11 protein-coding genes are annotated in these 16,805 nt (G+C 57.2%); 3 read left to right on the top strand and 8 right to left on the bottom strand.

The window, feature by feature from the left end; translation table 11 throughout:
* Positions 1 to 225: 225 nt before the first annotated feature.
* Positions 226 to 1,737 carry an outer membrane homotrimeric porin gene (locus ACZ5EH_RS09445; protein WP_464277875.1) on the bottom strand — a complete coding sequence of 504 codons (1,512 nt, stop codon included), beginning with the start codon at positions 1,735 to 1,737 and terminating at the stop codon, positions 226 to 228.
* Positions 1,738 to 2,061: 324 nt separating this feature from the next.
* Between ACZ5EH_RS09445 and uvrC the strand changes: the two genes are divergently transcribed.
* Entirely contained in the window at positions 2,062 to 4,035 is a 1,974-nt protein-coding gene (uvrC, locus tag ACZ5EH_RS09450; RefSeq protein WP_464278286.1) for an excinuclease ABC subunit UvrC, read from the top strand.
* A 63-nt stretch (positions 4,036 to 4,098) separates the two neighbouring features.
* Here the strand turns inward: uvrC and ACZ5EH_RS09455 are convergent, their stop codons facing one another.
* The 5 genes from ACZ5EH_RS09455 to ACZ5EH_RS09475 all read right to left on the bottom strand — a co-directional run bounded on the left by ACZ5EH_RS09455 (position 4,099) and on the right by ACZ5EH_RS09475 (position 10,665).
* Positions 4,099 to 5,127: an electron transfer flavoprotein subunit alpha/FixB family protein gene (locus ACZ5EH_RS09455; RefSeq protein ID WP_464277876.1), complete on the bottom strand. Its 1,029-nt coding sequence runs from the start codon at positions 5,125 to 5,127 to the stop codon at positions 4,099 to 4,101.
* 30 nt (positions 5,128 to 5,157) lie between these two features.
* Complete coding sequence (locus ACZ5EH_RS09460; protein ID WP_464277877.1) at positions 5,158 to 5,961, bottom strand: electron transfer flavoprotein subunit beta/FixA family protein; 804 nt, start codon at positions 5,959 to 5,961, stop codon at positions 5,158 to 5,160.
* 232 nt (positions 5,962 to 6,193) lie between these two features.
* Complete coding sequence (locus tag ACZ5EH_RS09465; RefSeq protein WP_464277878.1) at positions 6,194 to 8,062, bottom strand: 4Fe-4S ferredoxin; 1,869 nt, start codon at positions 8,060 to 8,062, stop codon at positions 6,194 to 6,196.
* 84 nt (positions 8,063 to 8,146) lie between these two features.
* Positions 8,147 to 10,198 (bottom strand): acyl-CoA dehydrogenase family protein, encoded by a 2,052-nt coding sequence (locus tag ACZ5EH_RS09470; RefSeq protein WP_464277879.1) that lies wholly within the window; start codon positions 10,196 to 10,198, stop codon positions 8,147 to 8,149.
* 296 nt (positions 10,199 to 10,494) lie between these two features.
* On the bottom strand, positions 10,495 to 10,665 hold the full coding sequence (locus tag ACZ5EH_RS09475; RefSeq protein ID WP_464277880.1) for a type II toxin-antitoxin system HicB family antitoxin: 171 nt from the start codon (positions 10,663 to 10,665) through the stop codon (positions 10,495 to 10,497).
* Positions 10,666 to 10,859: 194 nt separating this feature from the next.
* Between ACZ5EH_RS09475 and ACZ5EH_RS09480 the strand changes: the two genes are divergently transcribed.
* Complete coding sequence (locus tag ACZ5EH_RS09480) at positions 10,860 to 11,978, top strand: glycosyltransferase (protein WP_464277881.1); 1,119 nt, start codon at positions 10,860 to 10,862, stop codon at positions 11,976 to 11,978.
* Positions 11,979 to 12,353: 375 nt separating this feature from the next.
* A complete protein-coding gene (locus tag ACZ5EH_RS09485; protein ID WP_464277882.1) occupies positions 12,354 to 13,553 on the top strand; it encodes an autotransporter outer membrane beta-barrel domain-containing protein in 1,200 nt (399 codons plus the stop codon).
* Between the two features lie 91 nt (positions 13,554 to 13,644).
* Here the strand turns inward: ACZ5EH_RS09485 and ACZ5EH_RS09490 are convergent, their stop codons facing one another.
* Complete coding sequence (locus ACZ5EH_RS09490; RefSeq protein WP_464277883.1) at positions 13,645 to 15,513, bottom strand: 4Fe-4S binding protein; 1,869 nt, start codon at positions 15,511 to 15,513, stop codon at positions 13,645 to 13,647.
* A complete protein-coding gene (locus ACZ5EH_RS09495; RefSeq protein ID WP_464277884.1) occupies positions 15,513 to 16,505 on the bottom strand; it encodes a DUF362 domain-containing protein in 993 nt (330 codons plus the stop codon). Before ACZ5EH_RS09495 ends, ACZ5EH_RS09490 begins: the two co-directional genes overlap by 1 nt.
* Positions 16,506 to 16,805: the final 300 nt, after the last annotated feature.

Below are 16,805 nucleotides of genomic sequence, written 5' to 3' on the forward strand. Positions count from 1 at the left end.
AAATAAGTGTCTTGCTCTTTGCAGCCTACTAATTGGGAGGGGCGCTCGCTACGTGATATATATGGGTCCAGGTACCTAAATGTCGCTCAATTTGTGCCCATTGTCATAGAAGAGGATGCCAAAAAAGTCGAGGCCGTGGCGATGAGGTGTGGCGTTTGAGGCGGTACAAAAAAAGCCGGGGCCCGAAGGCCCCGGCTCGAGGGTATGCGTCATAGCAGAGTCGTACTAGAAGCGGTACTGCAGGCCCATGGCCAGCTTCCAAGCAGTCTCGGTATCCCACAGGCGAGGACCAGCGTTGGTGGTGCGGTCAGCCTGAGTTTCCCAAGCATACTTTTCGCGGTGCACGTCAACCATGCCCATTTCGACAACAGCAGCCAGGTTCTCGTAGATCTGGTACTTGTGGTCGAAGTTAACTTCCCAAGCCCAGTCAGCAGTGGTCAGGATGACGTTGCTGTTGTTGACGAAGGCAGGGTTCCAAGCGCCGCCGCCTACGCGGTAGTCACGCATGGATTCGGGATCGTTGGTGCCCCAGAAGACAGCTACGGTCAGCTGGTGGGTCAGGTCTTCGATGAAGGAGATGTCCTGGAGGGCGAGTGCGAGACCCCAGGTGCCTTCAGCGCTCTGACCAAGCAGGCCGCCGGAGTTCAGAACGCCGTTGCCGTCAAAGCCGTAGGTGGTGGCCTGGAAGGTACCGTCAACGCTGGGAATGCGCTCGGAGCCGTTCCAGATGTTGTCGTCGTCACCGGAAGCCCACCAAGCGATCAGGCCGGGGGTAACGTAAGGAGTCTGGTAGTCTACACGACCGGCCAAGTACCAGCCGGAGCGGGTCAGGTAAGCTTCGCTAGGATCAACAGAGGTACCCCAAGCAACGTCGAGACCGAAGGTCAGGGGGTCCAGCATGTTGAAATCAACGGAACCACCAACCCACCAGAAGTTCTGGTAGTCGTTGTTGTAGCGAGCATCAGCGCCGCTAGCAACAGCAGAGGTGGGGAAGTTGAAGCCGTTACCGGCGTTGGCGTTGGTGCTCCACAGTGCGTTGTTCAGAGCGTACAGGCCGTCGGTACCGGCAACCATGTAAGCAACGTACGGGGTTACAGTCATAACGCCGTCGATGGTCACAGGAACGTAGAGGCCGACCAGGTCGATCTCGTCGTTGATGGAGCCAGTGCCACGAGCGGTGGCGGAGGTGCCCCAAGCATCGCTACGGCCGGAGCCGTTGTAAGGACGAGCCCAGAAAGCGCCGATGGTGACCATGTCGTTTACGGGGTAAACAGCAACTACACCAGCCATGTCCGTGCCGCCGGAACCCAGGATCGGGTTACCAACAACAGCGGTGGGCAGGGTCATACCCTGCATACCAACACGAAAGACCAGCTCGGTGTTGGGAACGTTGAATTCGATGTAAGCGCGGCGAACTTCAACGGAAACGTTGTCCATGCCGATCTGAGCCTGGCCGGGAACGCCCCATTCGTCTTCGCCGATTTCGAAGTAAATGGTACCAGAAACGTTTTCAGAAGCAACAAAGTTGACCTGAATACGTTCACGCTGGCGAGCGTAGAACTGATCTTCGCTGCCATTGCCTTGACGCCAAGCCTTGGTGTTGTTGTAGATGCTCTGATCCATCCAACCCCAAGCGAAGTCAAAGCTGCCTTGTGCGGTGATCTCAACAGCAGCGGCGTTCAGAGCGGCGCCCAGAACGAAGCTGGCTGCGAGAATCAAAGTGATGAGCTTTTTCATTTTAAACCTTCCTCCTTTTGCTTTGCCAAAAAAATGACGCTTCCCTCAATTTGCGGTAAAGTCCTTTTACCCTCGTCAAATGGGCTTTGCAAGGGGTTTTTTGAAAAAAGTTAAAATTTTTTTACGGTAAAAAAATTGGGTTCTGCCCCCGAAAGTACTTTTGGAAAAGTCTATTCTAACTCTAATATATTGAAATGATATGCGAACAAAAAATTTGTACTGCTGCAAAATATTTTTGTGGCGTCTCTTTGGTAAAAATTCTTGTACGCGTAAAAAATTTATACCCCCCTTTGCCATCGGGGGGGCATGCCGTATCTTATGCACATGCAAACTGAAAACAACTACCCGGAAGGGTGGACCCACCTGCAGGGATTGCGGGAAAAACTTCCGGATATTCCTGTTACACCAGGCGTTTATCTTTTCAAGGATACGAACGGGCGTGTTGTCTATGTGGGTAAGGCGAAACATCTGCGCAAGCGGGTCAGTTCATATTATCTCAATTTTCCGCGCCATACCCCAAAGACAAAGGCCATGCTGGCCCAGGCCAGGAGCATCGATACACTCACCACCGGGACGGAAAAGGAGGCCTTGTTGCTTGAGGCCAGTTTGATCAAGAAACACCGCCCCCGCTATAATATCGTGTTGCGGGACGACAAGCAGTACGTGCTCTTCAAATTGAACAAGAAGGCCGCGTTTCCCCGGCTTGTGCTTACGCGTAAGGTGCTGCGTGACGGCGCTCAATATTTTGGTCCATTCACCTCTGCACAGGCTGCCCGCGCCACATGGAAGGCCATACACCGCGCCTTCCCTTTGCGCCGGTGCACGGACAGGGCGTTGAAAAATCGCGTGCGCCCCTGTTTGTATCATCATATTGGGCAATGCTGGGCGCCATGTGTTCTGGACGTTTCGCAGGAAGAATATGCAGGGCTGGTGAAGCGTGTGGAAATGTTGCTGACGGGCCGCTCCACAGAGTTGTTGACGACCCTGAAGACCGAGATGCAGCGCGCTTCGGACGCTCTGGAGTTTGAAAAGGCGGCGGAGTTGCGCGATCAACTCCGCTCCATTGAGCGCACAGTTGAGCAACAGGCCGCGGTGTTGCCTGGGACGGCGGATATTGATGTGCTCGGCCTGGCGCAGACAGAAGGGGGGCTGGCTCTCGGGTTGCTCTTTGTCAGACAAGGGCGCCTGCTTGACCGTAAGAACTTTTTTTGGCCCGGCTTGTCACTGGAAGACGGGCGCGAGGTACTGGAGGGATTTGTCGGTCAATACTATGGACCGCATAGCTTCATCCCCGACAAGCTGGTCCTGCCCTGGGATCTGGACGCAATGGCGCGGGATGAGGCTGATGCAGTTGCCGAAGAGACTGCTGCTACAGCCGAAAGAGACGAGGGAGATACCTGCTCCGAAAAAATGGGCAGCAATTTGTGTGTGCACGAATTGTTGGCCGAGGCGCTTTCCGAGCATCGCAGCGGTAAGGTGCGCGTCGCGCCGCCACGAAACAGTGCGGAAAAGCATCTTGTCTCATTGGCCGGCGCCAATGCCAGGGAGGCTGCGCAACACAGGGAGCAAACGCCCCTTCTTGAAAGTCTGGCCAAGGCCCTGCGCATGGGGGCGCCCCCTGTGCGCATAGAAGCCGTGGATGTCTCGCACCATGGCGGCGCCCAGGCCCGAGTCGGGGTTGTCGTGTTTGAAGACGGAGAACCCCGCAAGGATCAATATCGGGTATACACCGTGCCCGATGATGTGCCGGCGGGGGATGATTACGCGGCGCTTTCCTCCTGGGCAGGCAGGCGTGTGGAGTCCGGTCCGCCATGGCCAGATCTGCTGCTTGTCGATGGCGGCCGTGGACAGCTCGCCGCCGTGGAAAAAGGGCTGGAGCTTGCCGGTGTCGACGGTCTCTTTTCTCTGGCGGGTATTGCAAAGGAGAAGGTTCAGGGGGCGGGTGGCGCGCGTCGCAAGACGCATGGACTCCAGGATTCGATATTTTTGCCTGGGCGCAAAAATCCACTGCCGCTGCAACCTGGTTCCCAGGAATTGCTGTTTTTGCAGCACGTGCGCGATACCGTGCACAACTTTGCCATTGGCCGCCACCGCAAGGCCAAGCGCAAGGCCGCACTCAGCGGGGAACTGTTGCGTTTGCCCGGGGTGGGCCCCAAGACGGCCCGTTTGCTCTGGGACAACTATCCCAATCTGCAGGCCATGGCTGCGGCCACGGAGGATGAGCTGGCGTCGCTTCCCGGCATGGGGCGCAAGAAAGCTGCCGCACTCTTCAAACAACTTCAGGAACTCACAGGCTGACTAAAAGAAAAAAGGCCGGGGCGAAGAACGCACCGGCCTTTTACGTGTCTTCGTAAGAAGGCGTCAGGACTTAAGCAGTTCATTTACCTTCTGTATCACGGCAAAAGCGTCTGCAACGTAGAGAACGTCCGCCTTGCCCTGCGCCCAGCCGCAGCTGGCGTCCAGGTTGATGGCGCGGCGTTCGTTGATGAAGCGCCAGCCCACGACGTGGGGCTCTTCACCATGACAGCAGGTGGCCAAACCCTTGGGGTGGCGAGGTGTGGCGCCGGTTTGCCCAACCTGGTGCAGGTGCGTCAGGAAGGGGAGCACAGGCTGTCCTTCGGTGCCCTGGTCCACCAGGGATTTGGAGCTGCCAAGAGAGGCTTTGGCAGTGCCCAGGAAATCCAGAATGATGCTCGAGGCATCCTCGCCGTGAATTTGCCCGTCGCTTTGCTTCTTGGTCCAGCCTGCACCCGCAACAAACAGCATTTCCGCATCGGGGCGGATGGTCTGTTCGTCCACGTCCGAGGTCTGAATACCGTGCACCTGGGTGCGTTTGGCGTTATCAGGCAGGGTGGGCGCCACTTCTTCGGCAGAGGCGGCAGCGGCTTCACCAGCATAAGGAGTGTGGCTGCCGGGCGCCATGCTCACCAGCCAGGGGCGCTGGGCGCGGGTCAATGCGCCGACCATGCGTTGTCTGTAGTACCAGCGGCTGATGACCAATGCGCCGTCCTTTGCTTCCAGCTTGGTGGCAAAAGTGTCGGCACGGCCGCCAAGACGTTGCGCTGCGCCTGCAATCACGCGGCTGATGCGGGAATCTGCGGTTGCAACCACGATGTTGGCGCCGGATTTTTCTACCAGCGCCTGAACGGCGGCGACGTCTGTGCCATATCGGGGGGTGGAGAAATCGCCCCCTGTGATTGTGTAAAAAGCGGCAGCGCCGCAACCGCCAAAAGCGTCGATGGCAGTGGCTGCGTTTTCGCCAAAAACGGCTACATCAAAGGGGCAGCCCAGACCACTGGCAACTTCGATAACGGCTGCCAGGGTTTCAGAGGCGCTTTTGTGCAACGAACCGTCAGATTCTGTATGCGCCAGAAAGAGTATGCGTTCCATTGTGCTATCCTCGTAACTTCAGGGCTTGGTTCAGCTCTTGATCCAGTCCACGATTTCGCGGGCGATATCATCAACCGGAGTGTCCTTGACCACGCGGGTCTCACGACGCTGCTTGGGCAGCTCCACAGTGGAAAGGGTCACGCCTTCACTGCCCACAGGCGCAGGCTGCGCCTTCTGCAGCGCAGGCATGATCAGTCGCATGTTGACCATACCCACCTGCGGGTTATTGGGGGGCTCGGGCAGGTTCCCTGTTGCCCAGCCCAAAACAGCAGGTGGCGTGGCAACTGTGGATACCTGGTAGCACCCGGCTTCAATGCGTTCGAGGATGCGCAGTGAACCGTCTGCTTCTACGCGCAGTTCGTCAACGCCCTGGAATTGGTCGGTGATGCCGAGCATCTCGCCCAGAATCTGCATGGTGGCGCCAGCGCCGCGGGAAGCGGACTGCCAGCCCCCAAAGAGCAGCAGTTTGCTTTTGTCCAGCCCCTGAATGGAATCGATTCCCTTCTGCAGGGCTTCAGCCGTCTCAAAAGCATCCACAAATCCGCCTGCAGGGCCATCCATGACGACCAGCTCGAAAGGCACCTTCTGTCCAATGGACATCATAACCTGCTGCAGCTTGGCCTTGGGGCCGAGAGCCAGCAGCCAAACTTTGCTGTCAGGATTATTCTTGGCAAGGTTTGCAGCTTCGAAAAGCGCGTGCCCTGCCCAAGGGTCCAGCACTGCCGGAAGCATCATCTCATTTTTCAGGCCCCAGCCTTGGGGACCCTGCATGGGCTCGAGCGTCTGCAGCGGATCGGGAACGATGCTGCCGCAGACCACAATGTGAAAACTCATCGTCTCGGCTCCTCTGGTTGTTGGTTGAAACAATCATTACGGTAAGGGTGTACCGAGGAAATCTTCATGAACGTTTTCCCCCCGGCTTTCCTTCCCAAATCTTTTGGTAATGAAAAACGTAGTGCCCTTGTCGATAATAAAGATCAGAAAATATGGGAAGGAAGAATTCGAGAGGGGAGCCTTTGCAAAGACTCCCCTCTAGAAAAAATATCATCTCGGTATATCTGCGTTTCTAGTTCTCGGCCGAGTGCAGACCGCCAGAACCGGCGGTGAAGCTTACGTTGGTGCGCTCTTTATCATTTGGGGCGGGTTTGCTGCAGTTCCACAGGCAGGCTCCGCAGTGCACACATTTTTCCCTGTCAAAAAGAGGTACCCCACCTTCGGGGTTCATGGCGATTGCCTGGCCGGAGCACGCTTCGATACATACCTGTTCGCGGCAATTGACGCAGGTCTCGGTGCTCTTGAACTGCACGTGGTCGGCGTAGCCAGGCGCAGCCTGGACCTTGCCGCCCATAAGCAGCGCATCCTGATGCGAGACCAGAAGCTGGCCATCAAATTCTATCTTGGGCCAGCCGGCGCGCTCCATCAGGGCATCGTGCAAGGGTTCGCCCTTTTCACGGCATTCCTTGCGGATATTCTCGATTTCACCAACGGGAATGATACCGCTGTAATATTCTTCAATGCTCGGCACACGTTCCCAGGGGCGTTTGTGATCGCCGGACCAGGCCAGCTTGCCTTTGGAAAAGCCCGACATGGTCATGCCGACCAGTCCCTGCATGATGCCTTTGGTAAAACCGTCACGAGAACGCTCGGCCTGCTGGGATTCTGCTTCCAGCCAGTGGTTGCGGCGGCGTTGCACGTAGGTTTGCTGCAGATTGGCCTGGTTGATTTCCTTGCCTGACTTGTAAATATCGATGAGCGCCTTGGCCAGCAGGGTGCCGGAGGCCCATGCCTCGTCAACACCTGAACCGGTGAGTATGTTTGTGGTGCCGGAGCCTTCGCCGATACGGGCGTAGCCATCACCCACCAGGAACGGCTCGCCGCGGCGGCCGGATTCCTGCAGACTCTTGGCGCCCCAGGAGCGCATGCGCCCTCCTTCGAGGTAGCGCCACAAATAGGGGTGCTGCATCCAGTGCTGCATGTAGGTGTATGCGGTGCGGACCGGGCTTTCGAACCAGGACGGCACAAATATGCCCAGAGAGGCGACGTTGTCCGGGTAGACATAGAGAAAGCCGAAGATGCCGGGTTCGGGATACCCCAGGGTGTGCAGCACGGTGCCAGGCTGCAGTTCGCACCCTTCGGGCAGGTCCACCACCATCTTCATACCCACGGCCCATTCATGCTGGCTGTGCCCTTCCGGCAGACCGAAGTGCTGATCGATTTTTTGCCCCACGGCGCCGACTGGTCCGTCACCCACCACGGTGAGCTTGGCCTTGATGTCCATGCCGGGCATAAAGCAGGCATCAGGTGCGCCTTGCTTGTCGACCCCCTGATCCGCCAGCCGCACACCTTCCACGCGGCGATCCTTGATAAGCGGTTCACTGACGGGGGTGCCGGGCCAGATTTGCACAAGGCCGGAGCCCATGACCTGCTGTCCGACCCATTGGCTGAACTGCCCCATGGAGAAGAGATAGCCGTTGTGTTTTTGCAGAAAGGGGGGGATGTACGGGAGCTCGACGGCGTCGTGCCCGTACCCCAGCTTTTTCCCAAGCTTCGACCCGGCGATGGCGCGGATGGTCTTGTCCTGCACCTTCATGGTCTTGGGTCTGCGGCTGGCGCCGTGTGGGTCCAGAAGGTAAACGACCTTTTCTTCCGAAACGGGGGCGCACATGGGCACTTCGTCCGGATTGAATTCGGGAAAGCTTTCCCGGATCGCCCTGGCCTTGGTCACGATGCCCGAAACGCCAAACCCGATGTCATCGGCGCGTTCGTAGCAGATCACCTGCAAGGGCATGCCCGGCATACTTTCGCTTTCAGCCAGGGGCGTGCCGTCTTCAGCGACAAGCGCACGGGACAAGGTGGTCAGAAAGCCTGCCATGGCAGGGCCAAAGCCCACGCAGGCGATATCGACTTCCATGCTTTGGCGTTCGATCTCGCTCATAATTCAGGGTCTCTCCGGTTGGCTTTGCAAGGCGGCTGCGCCGCCTTTGCTGTCGCCTTGTGTTTGTGCGAGGTGCCCCCTTGCTTACAAGGGGTAATCCAGCGCCTCAGGAATCATCACGCCTGTCAGGGCTTGGCTTGCGCGGTCTTTGGCCAGCTTGGCGCCTGCAAGGCTCTTGTCCACGGCAAGCTTCAGGGCGAGGAACTCGTCGTCTTCCACAGGAGCCTCCTGAAAGCCGTACACCAACTCGGAGCATACCCGGGAGACTTCACCCGCAGCCCGGGCAGCCTGGACAGCGAACATGTCGTTGTAAAAGCTGAGCAGGCCTTCAAGACCTTCGGCCACCACAGGATTCATGGGGCCTTTTTCCTCGAGCTCAATGATATCATACATGAAGCAGCGCGCGGCCAGCAGCCAGCATAGGGCGTCCGCCATGGGGTAGGTCACGCCGTGGCGCTTGCCATGGTACAAGGGGCGTCCATCCGGGTCCTTGTGGGTATTCAGAAACTCAAAAGTGTGCAGCCACAGTTTCATGCCCGCGGCCATGGCGCCTGCGCCGGGGCGCGTTGCAGCCAGTGTATCCATCTGGGCAGCCCACTGCTTGAACCGCGCCAGAAAGACGGCGTCTGCGGCGGTGGCGCTGATCTGGCGGCGTTGCACTGCTTCGGGACCCTCATAAATGGCTTCAAGTTGGGTATCGAACCACTTGTGCCCGAGGAAGCCGGGGCAGTCTTCGGTGATGCCGTAGCCGCCCATGAGAGACAGGGCCTCGCGCATGACATTGGCGCCGTGCCCTGTGTTCCAGAGCTTGCAGGCGGGGCAAAGCACGTTGCCCTCAGCAGTGGCCAGGCAATATTGCACCAACGGATCGGCTTCGAGTTCCTGGAACCGGGCCTGGTCGCGCTCGGCTTCGGGAAGCTGCTCCAGTTCGATGTATTCGAGGGCTTCTTTCTGCTTCTTGCGCAGGGCCATAAGCTGCTTACGGCCCTTGATCATTCCCTGTTCGGTCAGAATACGGGTCTTTTCCTTTTCCAGGGGGTCAATCACATCCCAGATACGAGAGGCCTCGAACCCCAGGGAAGCGGCAGCTTCGCCAGTGGCCCAGACATCGATAAGACGCTGTAGCGCATCTTCCTTCTGCTGCAGGCCCTGTTCGAAACGGGGCGAGCCGGGATGGGCCGCTTCACCGCCGCGAAAACGCTGGCGCTGGTAGCGCATGATGGGTTCCACGGCGGACAACAGCTTGGATGCCGTCATCAGTCCCACAGTGACGCGGGTGTGGCTGAAGACCGCGGCAATGACCTCGGAGTGTGAATAATTGGGGACAATGACTCCGTCCTCCACGGTGTACCCGCCCACAATGCGGCTGGCCGGTACGGTGAGGTTGAGGACCGGGTCGGAAGTCGCGGAAAGCTGGTGCACCATTTTCAGGGTCGGAGAGCCCGGATCCCAGGTGCCGGGGTCGTCCTTTTCCAGGATGACCATGCAGGAGGTCTTGATGCGGTCGTCCGCGGTATCCACAGCGGCAACCACAAAGTCGGCAAAGGGCATGTTGGTGATAAAGCGGCCGCGTTTGTCGATATGCAGCATGGGCTCTTTACCGTCTTCCCATTCCTTGACCGTGGCCTTGCCCACCAGCACGCCCGTATCCACGCCCACGTAGGGGATGGGTTCGGTAAGGGCAAAGGCGCCTCTGAGCACCTTGCGGTCTTCGCCTGGTTGGGGCGGCACGCAGGCGGAAAGATAATATTCGCGCTGTTCCTCGGTGCCACGCTCATGGATGGGAGACAGGGCAAGAAAGCTTGCCATGCTGCATGTGCCTGCACCGGCATCAACCCAAGCGAGTTCGTAGGCCACCAACGAGAGCGCCAGGTTTTTGGGCCCTTCGATGAAACCGCCTTGTTCGGGTTCCATGAAAATGGATGTCAGGCCGGCTTCGTCAAAAGCTGTGAGGAGCTGGGCCTTGGCCTCGGTCCAATCGTGGCTGTTGCGTGCGCCTTCCGCCACGAGACGGGCCACCAGCCCGCGGGCAACGCTGCGCGCCGACTGCACGGCCATTTGCATGTCGAAACGGTCGGAGAAGCGCCACATAATCTGACGTACGTCGTCGCTGGGCAAGGTGCGAATGCTATCCATCGTGTGGTTCCTGCGGTAGGTTTTTCAGTTTGCGAGACAAGCAGCTATCATACGCAAGACAGTGCATTGCGTATGCGCGCCATCGGACGCGGCGGGTGCAAGCAGCCTTGAAATCAAGGCGCAGGGCAGCCGTAAGCGAAGGAAAAAACACGTATTTCCCTTTGTGCCTGGTCGGGATGCAGGACGCAATGCCGACATTTACTATTAAGAGAGCGGCAAACTACGACAAAGCACAGCCCGAGTCAACAAAAGCACAGCAGCGATGGTCTGCAGGGGAGTTCTGTGAAAGAAAACGATCAGTTCCCAAAATCGTTGAGGTCGATTATGGCAAGAGTTGCAAGGACCATGGCTTTGACTACGGCCTGTTCCACCGTGTGACCATAGGCCATGACGCCGGGGAGTTCCAGCACCTCAGCCAGCCAACGTCCGTTTTCAGCAGGTTCGAATCGAATGGTGTATGCGTCCATAAATCAAACTGGACAACAAAATACGACCTGATGTCAAGAGGGAGGTCAGCTTCTTGAAATCTCCTGCAAAAAGAACAGGGAAAAATGCTTTTGACAGTTCGCCCGTCTCTGGGGCAGATTTCAGCGCATTGAGGCGATGGACCCAAAGTCGCCAACGGGCTTATGCGTCCTGAACCAACGAGATATTCAAGATTATGAAAATCCTTCATTTCTTCAAGTGCTATCTTCCCGAGTCCTTTGGTGGGGTGGAAAACACCATTTATCAATTGGTGCACGGCATGTACCCCAAGGGAGTGGAAAGCACGGTCATGTGTCTCTATGGCAATGCCCTGGCGCAGCCCATTCTCAATTTTGAGGATCATACGGTTGTGCGTTCCCTGAACGCCATCAACTATGCCTCCACCCCTATTGGTCAGCGATTTTTCAGGCGCTTCCAGTGTCTCATCGAAGATGTGGACCTGGTGCACTACCATTTTCCGTATCCGGTGGCGGATGTCTTTTACCTGCTGAATGGCAGAAAGAAGCCTTCCGTGGTCACGTATCATAGCGACATTGTACGGCAAAAATGCCTGTTCTTGTTTTACAAGCCCCTCATGTACTCTTTTTTGTCCAAGGTGGACTCCATTGTTGCGACTTCTCCCAACTACCTTGAATCCAGTCCTGTGCTCAAAAGGTTCAAAGACAAGATTCAGGTCATCCCTCTCGGGATCAGGGAAGAGTCGGGTGATGCGGTTGACCCCGAACTGGTGGAAAAGTGGCGAAAGAGGGTCGGCGAGGGCTTTTTTCTGTTCGTTGGCGTTTTCCGCTACTATAAAGGGCTCAAATACTTGTTGGAGGCGGCCAGGGTCACAAATTACGAAGTCGTGCTGGCCGGCTCAGGCCCCCAGGAAAAGGAAATCATCAAGACCAAGGAAAAATACAAGCTCGACCATGTGCACATGTTGGGGCGTATTTCCGAGCCTGACAAACTGGCCCTGCTGCAATTGTGCCGGGCTGTGATTTTTCCGTCCCATCTCAGGTCCGAGGCCTTCGGCATAACTTTGCTCGAAGGGGCGCGGTTTGGAAAGCCGCTGATTTCTTGTGAAATCGGCACGGGCACGTCCTACGTGAACAAGGATATGGAGACGGGGTTTGTTGTTCCGCCGCGAGATCCCTATGCCCTGGCGACGGCCATGCACAAGATTTTTCACTACCCTGAACTTTCCGACAAGTTTTCCACTTCCTCACGAGAGCGTTTCCACGAGAACTTTACCGCACAACGCATGGCGGATTCCTATCTCGATTTGTATACCTCCATACTCCAGAAAAGATGAATTGTTGCATGTAATGACGGGATTGCCGCATTGGCCCGAGTTTATTGCTAATGTTGTTTTTGTTGCCTTGCAATGATACCGAATATTTGCTAGTCGTAACCCGCATCTGTTAAGTCTTTCTATGTAGTTGAAATATCATCTTTTCCGGGGAGGCCATCCCGTATCTGATCATGGGATGGTGATGTGCGCGTTTCACAACATTTCATAAGTGGGGTCTAATTCATGAACTGCTACGAGCGTTACTTGAAAACGTTCGGCATTTGTATTTTTTGTGCATTTGCCATCATCTCATATGCTACACCGTCTGCAGCGTATACATTTAAAAGTAATAAAGCCATTCCGGAAAATGGATGGATATACTATACTTCAGGTGATTTGTCTCGCTATGAGAATGCAGATAACATAAAGAACATCAAGTACGATTCCCAGGGAAGGATCAAGTCTTTTGTTGTCGAAGACGGTTATTACGAAACCACAGAGCATTTGCATTACGAAGGCAACAAAGTCTACAACGAGGAAGGCGATTTCCTCGGCTATGCTTACTTCGGCAACCAGTCACCAGGTGTGCAGGCTGAAGAAAAGGAAACCATCAAGTCTGAAACGCGACTGACGACACGTTTGATCCGCAATCGTATCGCCCAGATTCAGGCGCCGCGCCCTAAAGCCATGCAGAACAAGCAGCAACAGGCCCTGAAGAGTCGTCTGGAACACCAGACCGCCATGGATATGGCGGGCGGCAGCAGTGACCAGGTGGCTTACGAGATCGATCCCGGCGTAGCCACAGGCATGGCTGCCGGTGAAGCCTTGAACGAGCAACTCGGCCTGGGCGTCTGGCTTTCCGGCGGTATGAGCCTGATGGGCAATACGGCCAGCAACACCAAGTTTGACGGCTACTCCGCCATGACCATGCTCGGCGTGGATTATCGGCTGACCGACAGGACCGTGATCGGCCTGGGCTTTGGCATGGAAGGCTCCTACATTGAGAGCGATTTCTACGGCATCAACGGCGAGTCGGGCTCCATCGGCTGGACCTTTGCGCCGTATCTTTCCATCGCGCTTTTCGATCAGACGATTTTTGATATCATCGGCGGCGTCTCCCTGCTCAGCAACGGGTCCACAGCCACTGCGTTCCACGATTCCGTCAGAGTCATGGTCAGCCCCAACATCACACAGTACTTCGTGCTCGAAAACTGGTTGCTCAGCGCATCCATGGGCTATACCTACGCGCGCGAGAGCAGTTACGACTACTCAAACTCCGACAACGCCCCTTTCATCGATTTGCCCGAAGCTTCGTTTGCCGCTCCCAACGGCAAGCCTGATCCTGTGGAAACAGGGGAGCTGCGCATAGGCGGCCGGGCCTCCTACGCGTTTACCTACCTGATGCCCTTTGTCGACGTGGGCTATATTTACGATACCTGTGAGACGGAAGAGGACCCCGACGAAGTGGAAGTCTCCATGGGGCTGGATATTTACCCCGTGGATAGCTTCATCATCAGTGCCGAAGCCGCCTACAGCCTGTTCCGCGAAGATACCTACAACGCCCGGTTCATGATGAACATGCGTTACGAATTTTAGGCGAGCGAACAGCCTGCCAACGTCAGAAAAGGCGCCTTCCGGGATTATCCGGAGGGCGCCTTCTTTATTGGGCGCAGCACTGTGCAGCTTTCTACTCGTCAGGGTCGCTGAATCCCGGAGGCAGGGCGCCCTCATTTTGCTGCTCACTGGTTTCAGGGGCGGTGAATCCCGGGGGCAGCCCTTGTTCGTTTTGATTGGGCGCGGCGTAGCCGCCTTGACCTTCGGGATATTCTTTCGTTTGGGGGTATCCCTGCGTGTCTGGAGAGCCGTATTCGCCCGGATATCCGGTTTGCTGGGGCGCGCTTTGTTTGTGACCTACCAATGAAAGCTCAAGGCCTGCTGCTGTTGCCGTCTCCTCATAGCTGCCGGAAGCCAGACGCAGGGCGCCCATGGGTTCGATAACAATGGCGCGTTGCTCCCGCACAGGGCAGTTGAACTCACAGAATCCGCACCCTGCACAGCGGTTTTCGTGCACTATCGGCACTGGCGCATCAATGCCGGGCGCGCGAATCAATTCAATGGCGTCAAACGGGCAGACCTCGTCACAGACAAGACATTTGCGCCCGTGCTCCCAGGCCAGACATTTATAGCGCAGCACCCGGGCCGTGCCCAGCTTGGCGTGCACCTTTTCGGCCTGGCTTGGCAGGGTGCGCAGTGCGCCTGTGGGGCACACCAGGCCGCACGCCCTGCATGTTGGCTCACATGGGCCGCGTCGTGGCACCAGCGTAGGGCTGAAAAGACCGGATACGCCGAACTCCAGGCCAATGGGCTGCAAGGTATTCGTGGGGCAGGCTTTCATGCACTCCCCACAGCGGACACAGCGCGCAAGAAAATCATTTTCCGGCAGCGCGCCTGGTGGGCGGATGACATCCGGAGGCGCCACGGAGCCTTTGCCCTCCGGAACGTGAGGGGAGGTCAGCCCCGTGACGGCCGCCATGGCGCCGCCAATACCGCCCCCTGCCCATAAGACGCCGGCAAAAAGAAATGCGCGTCTAGCTGGCTGGTGCGTTGGGGAAGAAGCGTTTTGTTGCGGTGCCGTCGCAAGCCGAAAATCAATAGCCTGCACCGGACATATCTGCGTGCAGCGTTGACAGATAATGCATTCCGCATGGCTGGTAAGGAAAGGGTCTTCAGGAATGGCGCCCATGGGGCACTGGCGTTGGCAGGCGCCGCATTGGATGCAGGTTTCTGCAACCTGCCTACGCAGCAGGGGGCGCCGTGAAAAAAGGGCGAACAAGGCCCCTGCTGGGCATAGGTTGCGGCACCAGAAGCGGGGTGCCAGCAGACCACAGGCAAAAATACCCGCAAAGAAAGCTATGGTGAAAAGCTGGGTTGCAAAGCGCGGTGTCTGCAGCTGCGTATAGTAAAGGGATGTCATTCCCAGGGCATCGAGGGCAGGGCGCGTCATGTTCAGTACATGATCGCCAAGGGCCAGCAGCACCGGATGCAACAGCAGGGCGTAGAGGCGGGTGACAAGGGGAATCGGCGCCAGCAAAAAGACGAAGGATACTCCCATGGTCGCAGCGGCAAGCAGGAAGATGAGCAGGTAGTACTTGAGCCGTGACAGCCGGGGAGATGCGCTGGAGCCTGCTTGCAGACGGTACTTGCGGGTTGTGGTAGGGCCGTAAAGCAGGCGCTCGACAGCGTCGATGGTGGTGCCCATGGGGCAGAGCATGCCGCAGAAAAATCGCCCTATTATGGCCGTGGCGAGCAATGCCAGCAGCATGGCTATGCCACCGGTTATCCAGGCACGGGTGCTCAGCCCGGAAATGAGCATGCCGGCAGGGTCCAGCCGCAGAAAGCTGTCCGGAGGCAGCCAGCGCACTAGCCACCCCGCAAAGGGCCACATTGTCTGCCAGATAAGAAGGACGAATAGCAGCAGGGTTGCGCCCTGCACCCAGCGTTGCAGCCGGGGCGGGCGCTTTTGCCTTTTCTTGAGAGAACCTGTGGAGCGAGACACTACAACACAAGTTCCTTCACGTTCAGATTTTCAATGTCCATGCGCCCCAGACCGCGTTCATGGGCCAGTCGTATGTGCTTTACCTGATTAGGGTTCATTTTGCGCCCCCACCATTCAAAGGTCGCCACTGTGTAGGCGTCCGCCGCCACAAAGTCGCGGGAGGCAATGACTGCGCCGGGTGTGATGACCTTGCCCGGGCCATAGGGGCCATTGGTGGTCAGCACTCTGGTGGCGTCCACCACGGCCAGGTTTGCGCCGAGCCGGGTATTCAGGTCCACAATGGACTCCGAAAGATCATAGCGCGAGTGCATGACGCCGCGGTTCCAGATCAGCCCCATCATGCCTTTCATGCTAAGGCTCACGCCGGTGGACCCGTGGGATTTCGCCACCGGAGCCGCGATGATGACATCCGCTGCGAGAACATCCTTCATGAAGGTATTTTCGCGCATGGCCTTTGCCTTTGGTATGGATGCATCACGGTAAAAAGAGGGTGCTTCGATGGCGTGCGCGATGTCGCCCTTCCCCAGCCCTTGGCAGGCGGCTGCGATGCCCGAGCGTTCCAGGCAGATTTCGCCTGAGCGCAAGGGGTTGTCCAGCACGCGGACATCCGCAGCGTCGGCTTCAAGGCACATGGCCACAATTTCCCGCACCACTTCCGGGTGGGTGGTGGTGGCCCACTCGGGCGGATTGGCAAAGCTCATGTTCGGTTTGACGACCACGCGTTGTCCCGGTCGCACAAATTCCTGCATACCGCCCAGCATCTCCACAGCAGCCCGCGTGGCGGCGGCAGGCGCGCCCTTTGCCATGGCCAGGTCCGGCGCGGGTGCGGCCAGAATATCCTCCGGTGCAAGCAATCCCAGGCTGCCACCGGCAAGCAGGGCGGCAGCGCCGAGTTGGTGTTTTAAAAATTGACGGCGGTTCATGCCGGGGGCGTTGCCTTTGACCAGGGCAGTTGTTTTTAAGTGCCCAGTTTTTTTATTAAAATACTGCATGGTTATCCTCCGGTTTTGGAATAGTTATACGGGAGCCTCTTGTTTGTGACAAGGGGAGGAGGAAAAGAAGGGGGAAACTATTTTGGGCGACTGGACAGAAGCGTTTGAAGGGTTATTACATTTGGATATGCCCTTGTATTCTGAGAGAGAGGGGCAGGAGGGAGCATGACCAATGTGATGGCGATAGTGGCGGGAGTGCTGGCGGCACTCGGGTTTGCCGGTCTGGCAATCTGGAAGCTGCGTAAATACTGCGTGCCCTGAATTCTTATGTACGGCTCCGTGGGCACGGGGCTGGCAGTA

Source organism: Desulfovibrio biadhensis (assembly GCF_055388615.1).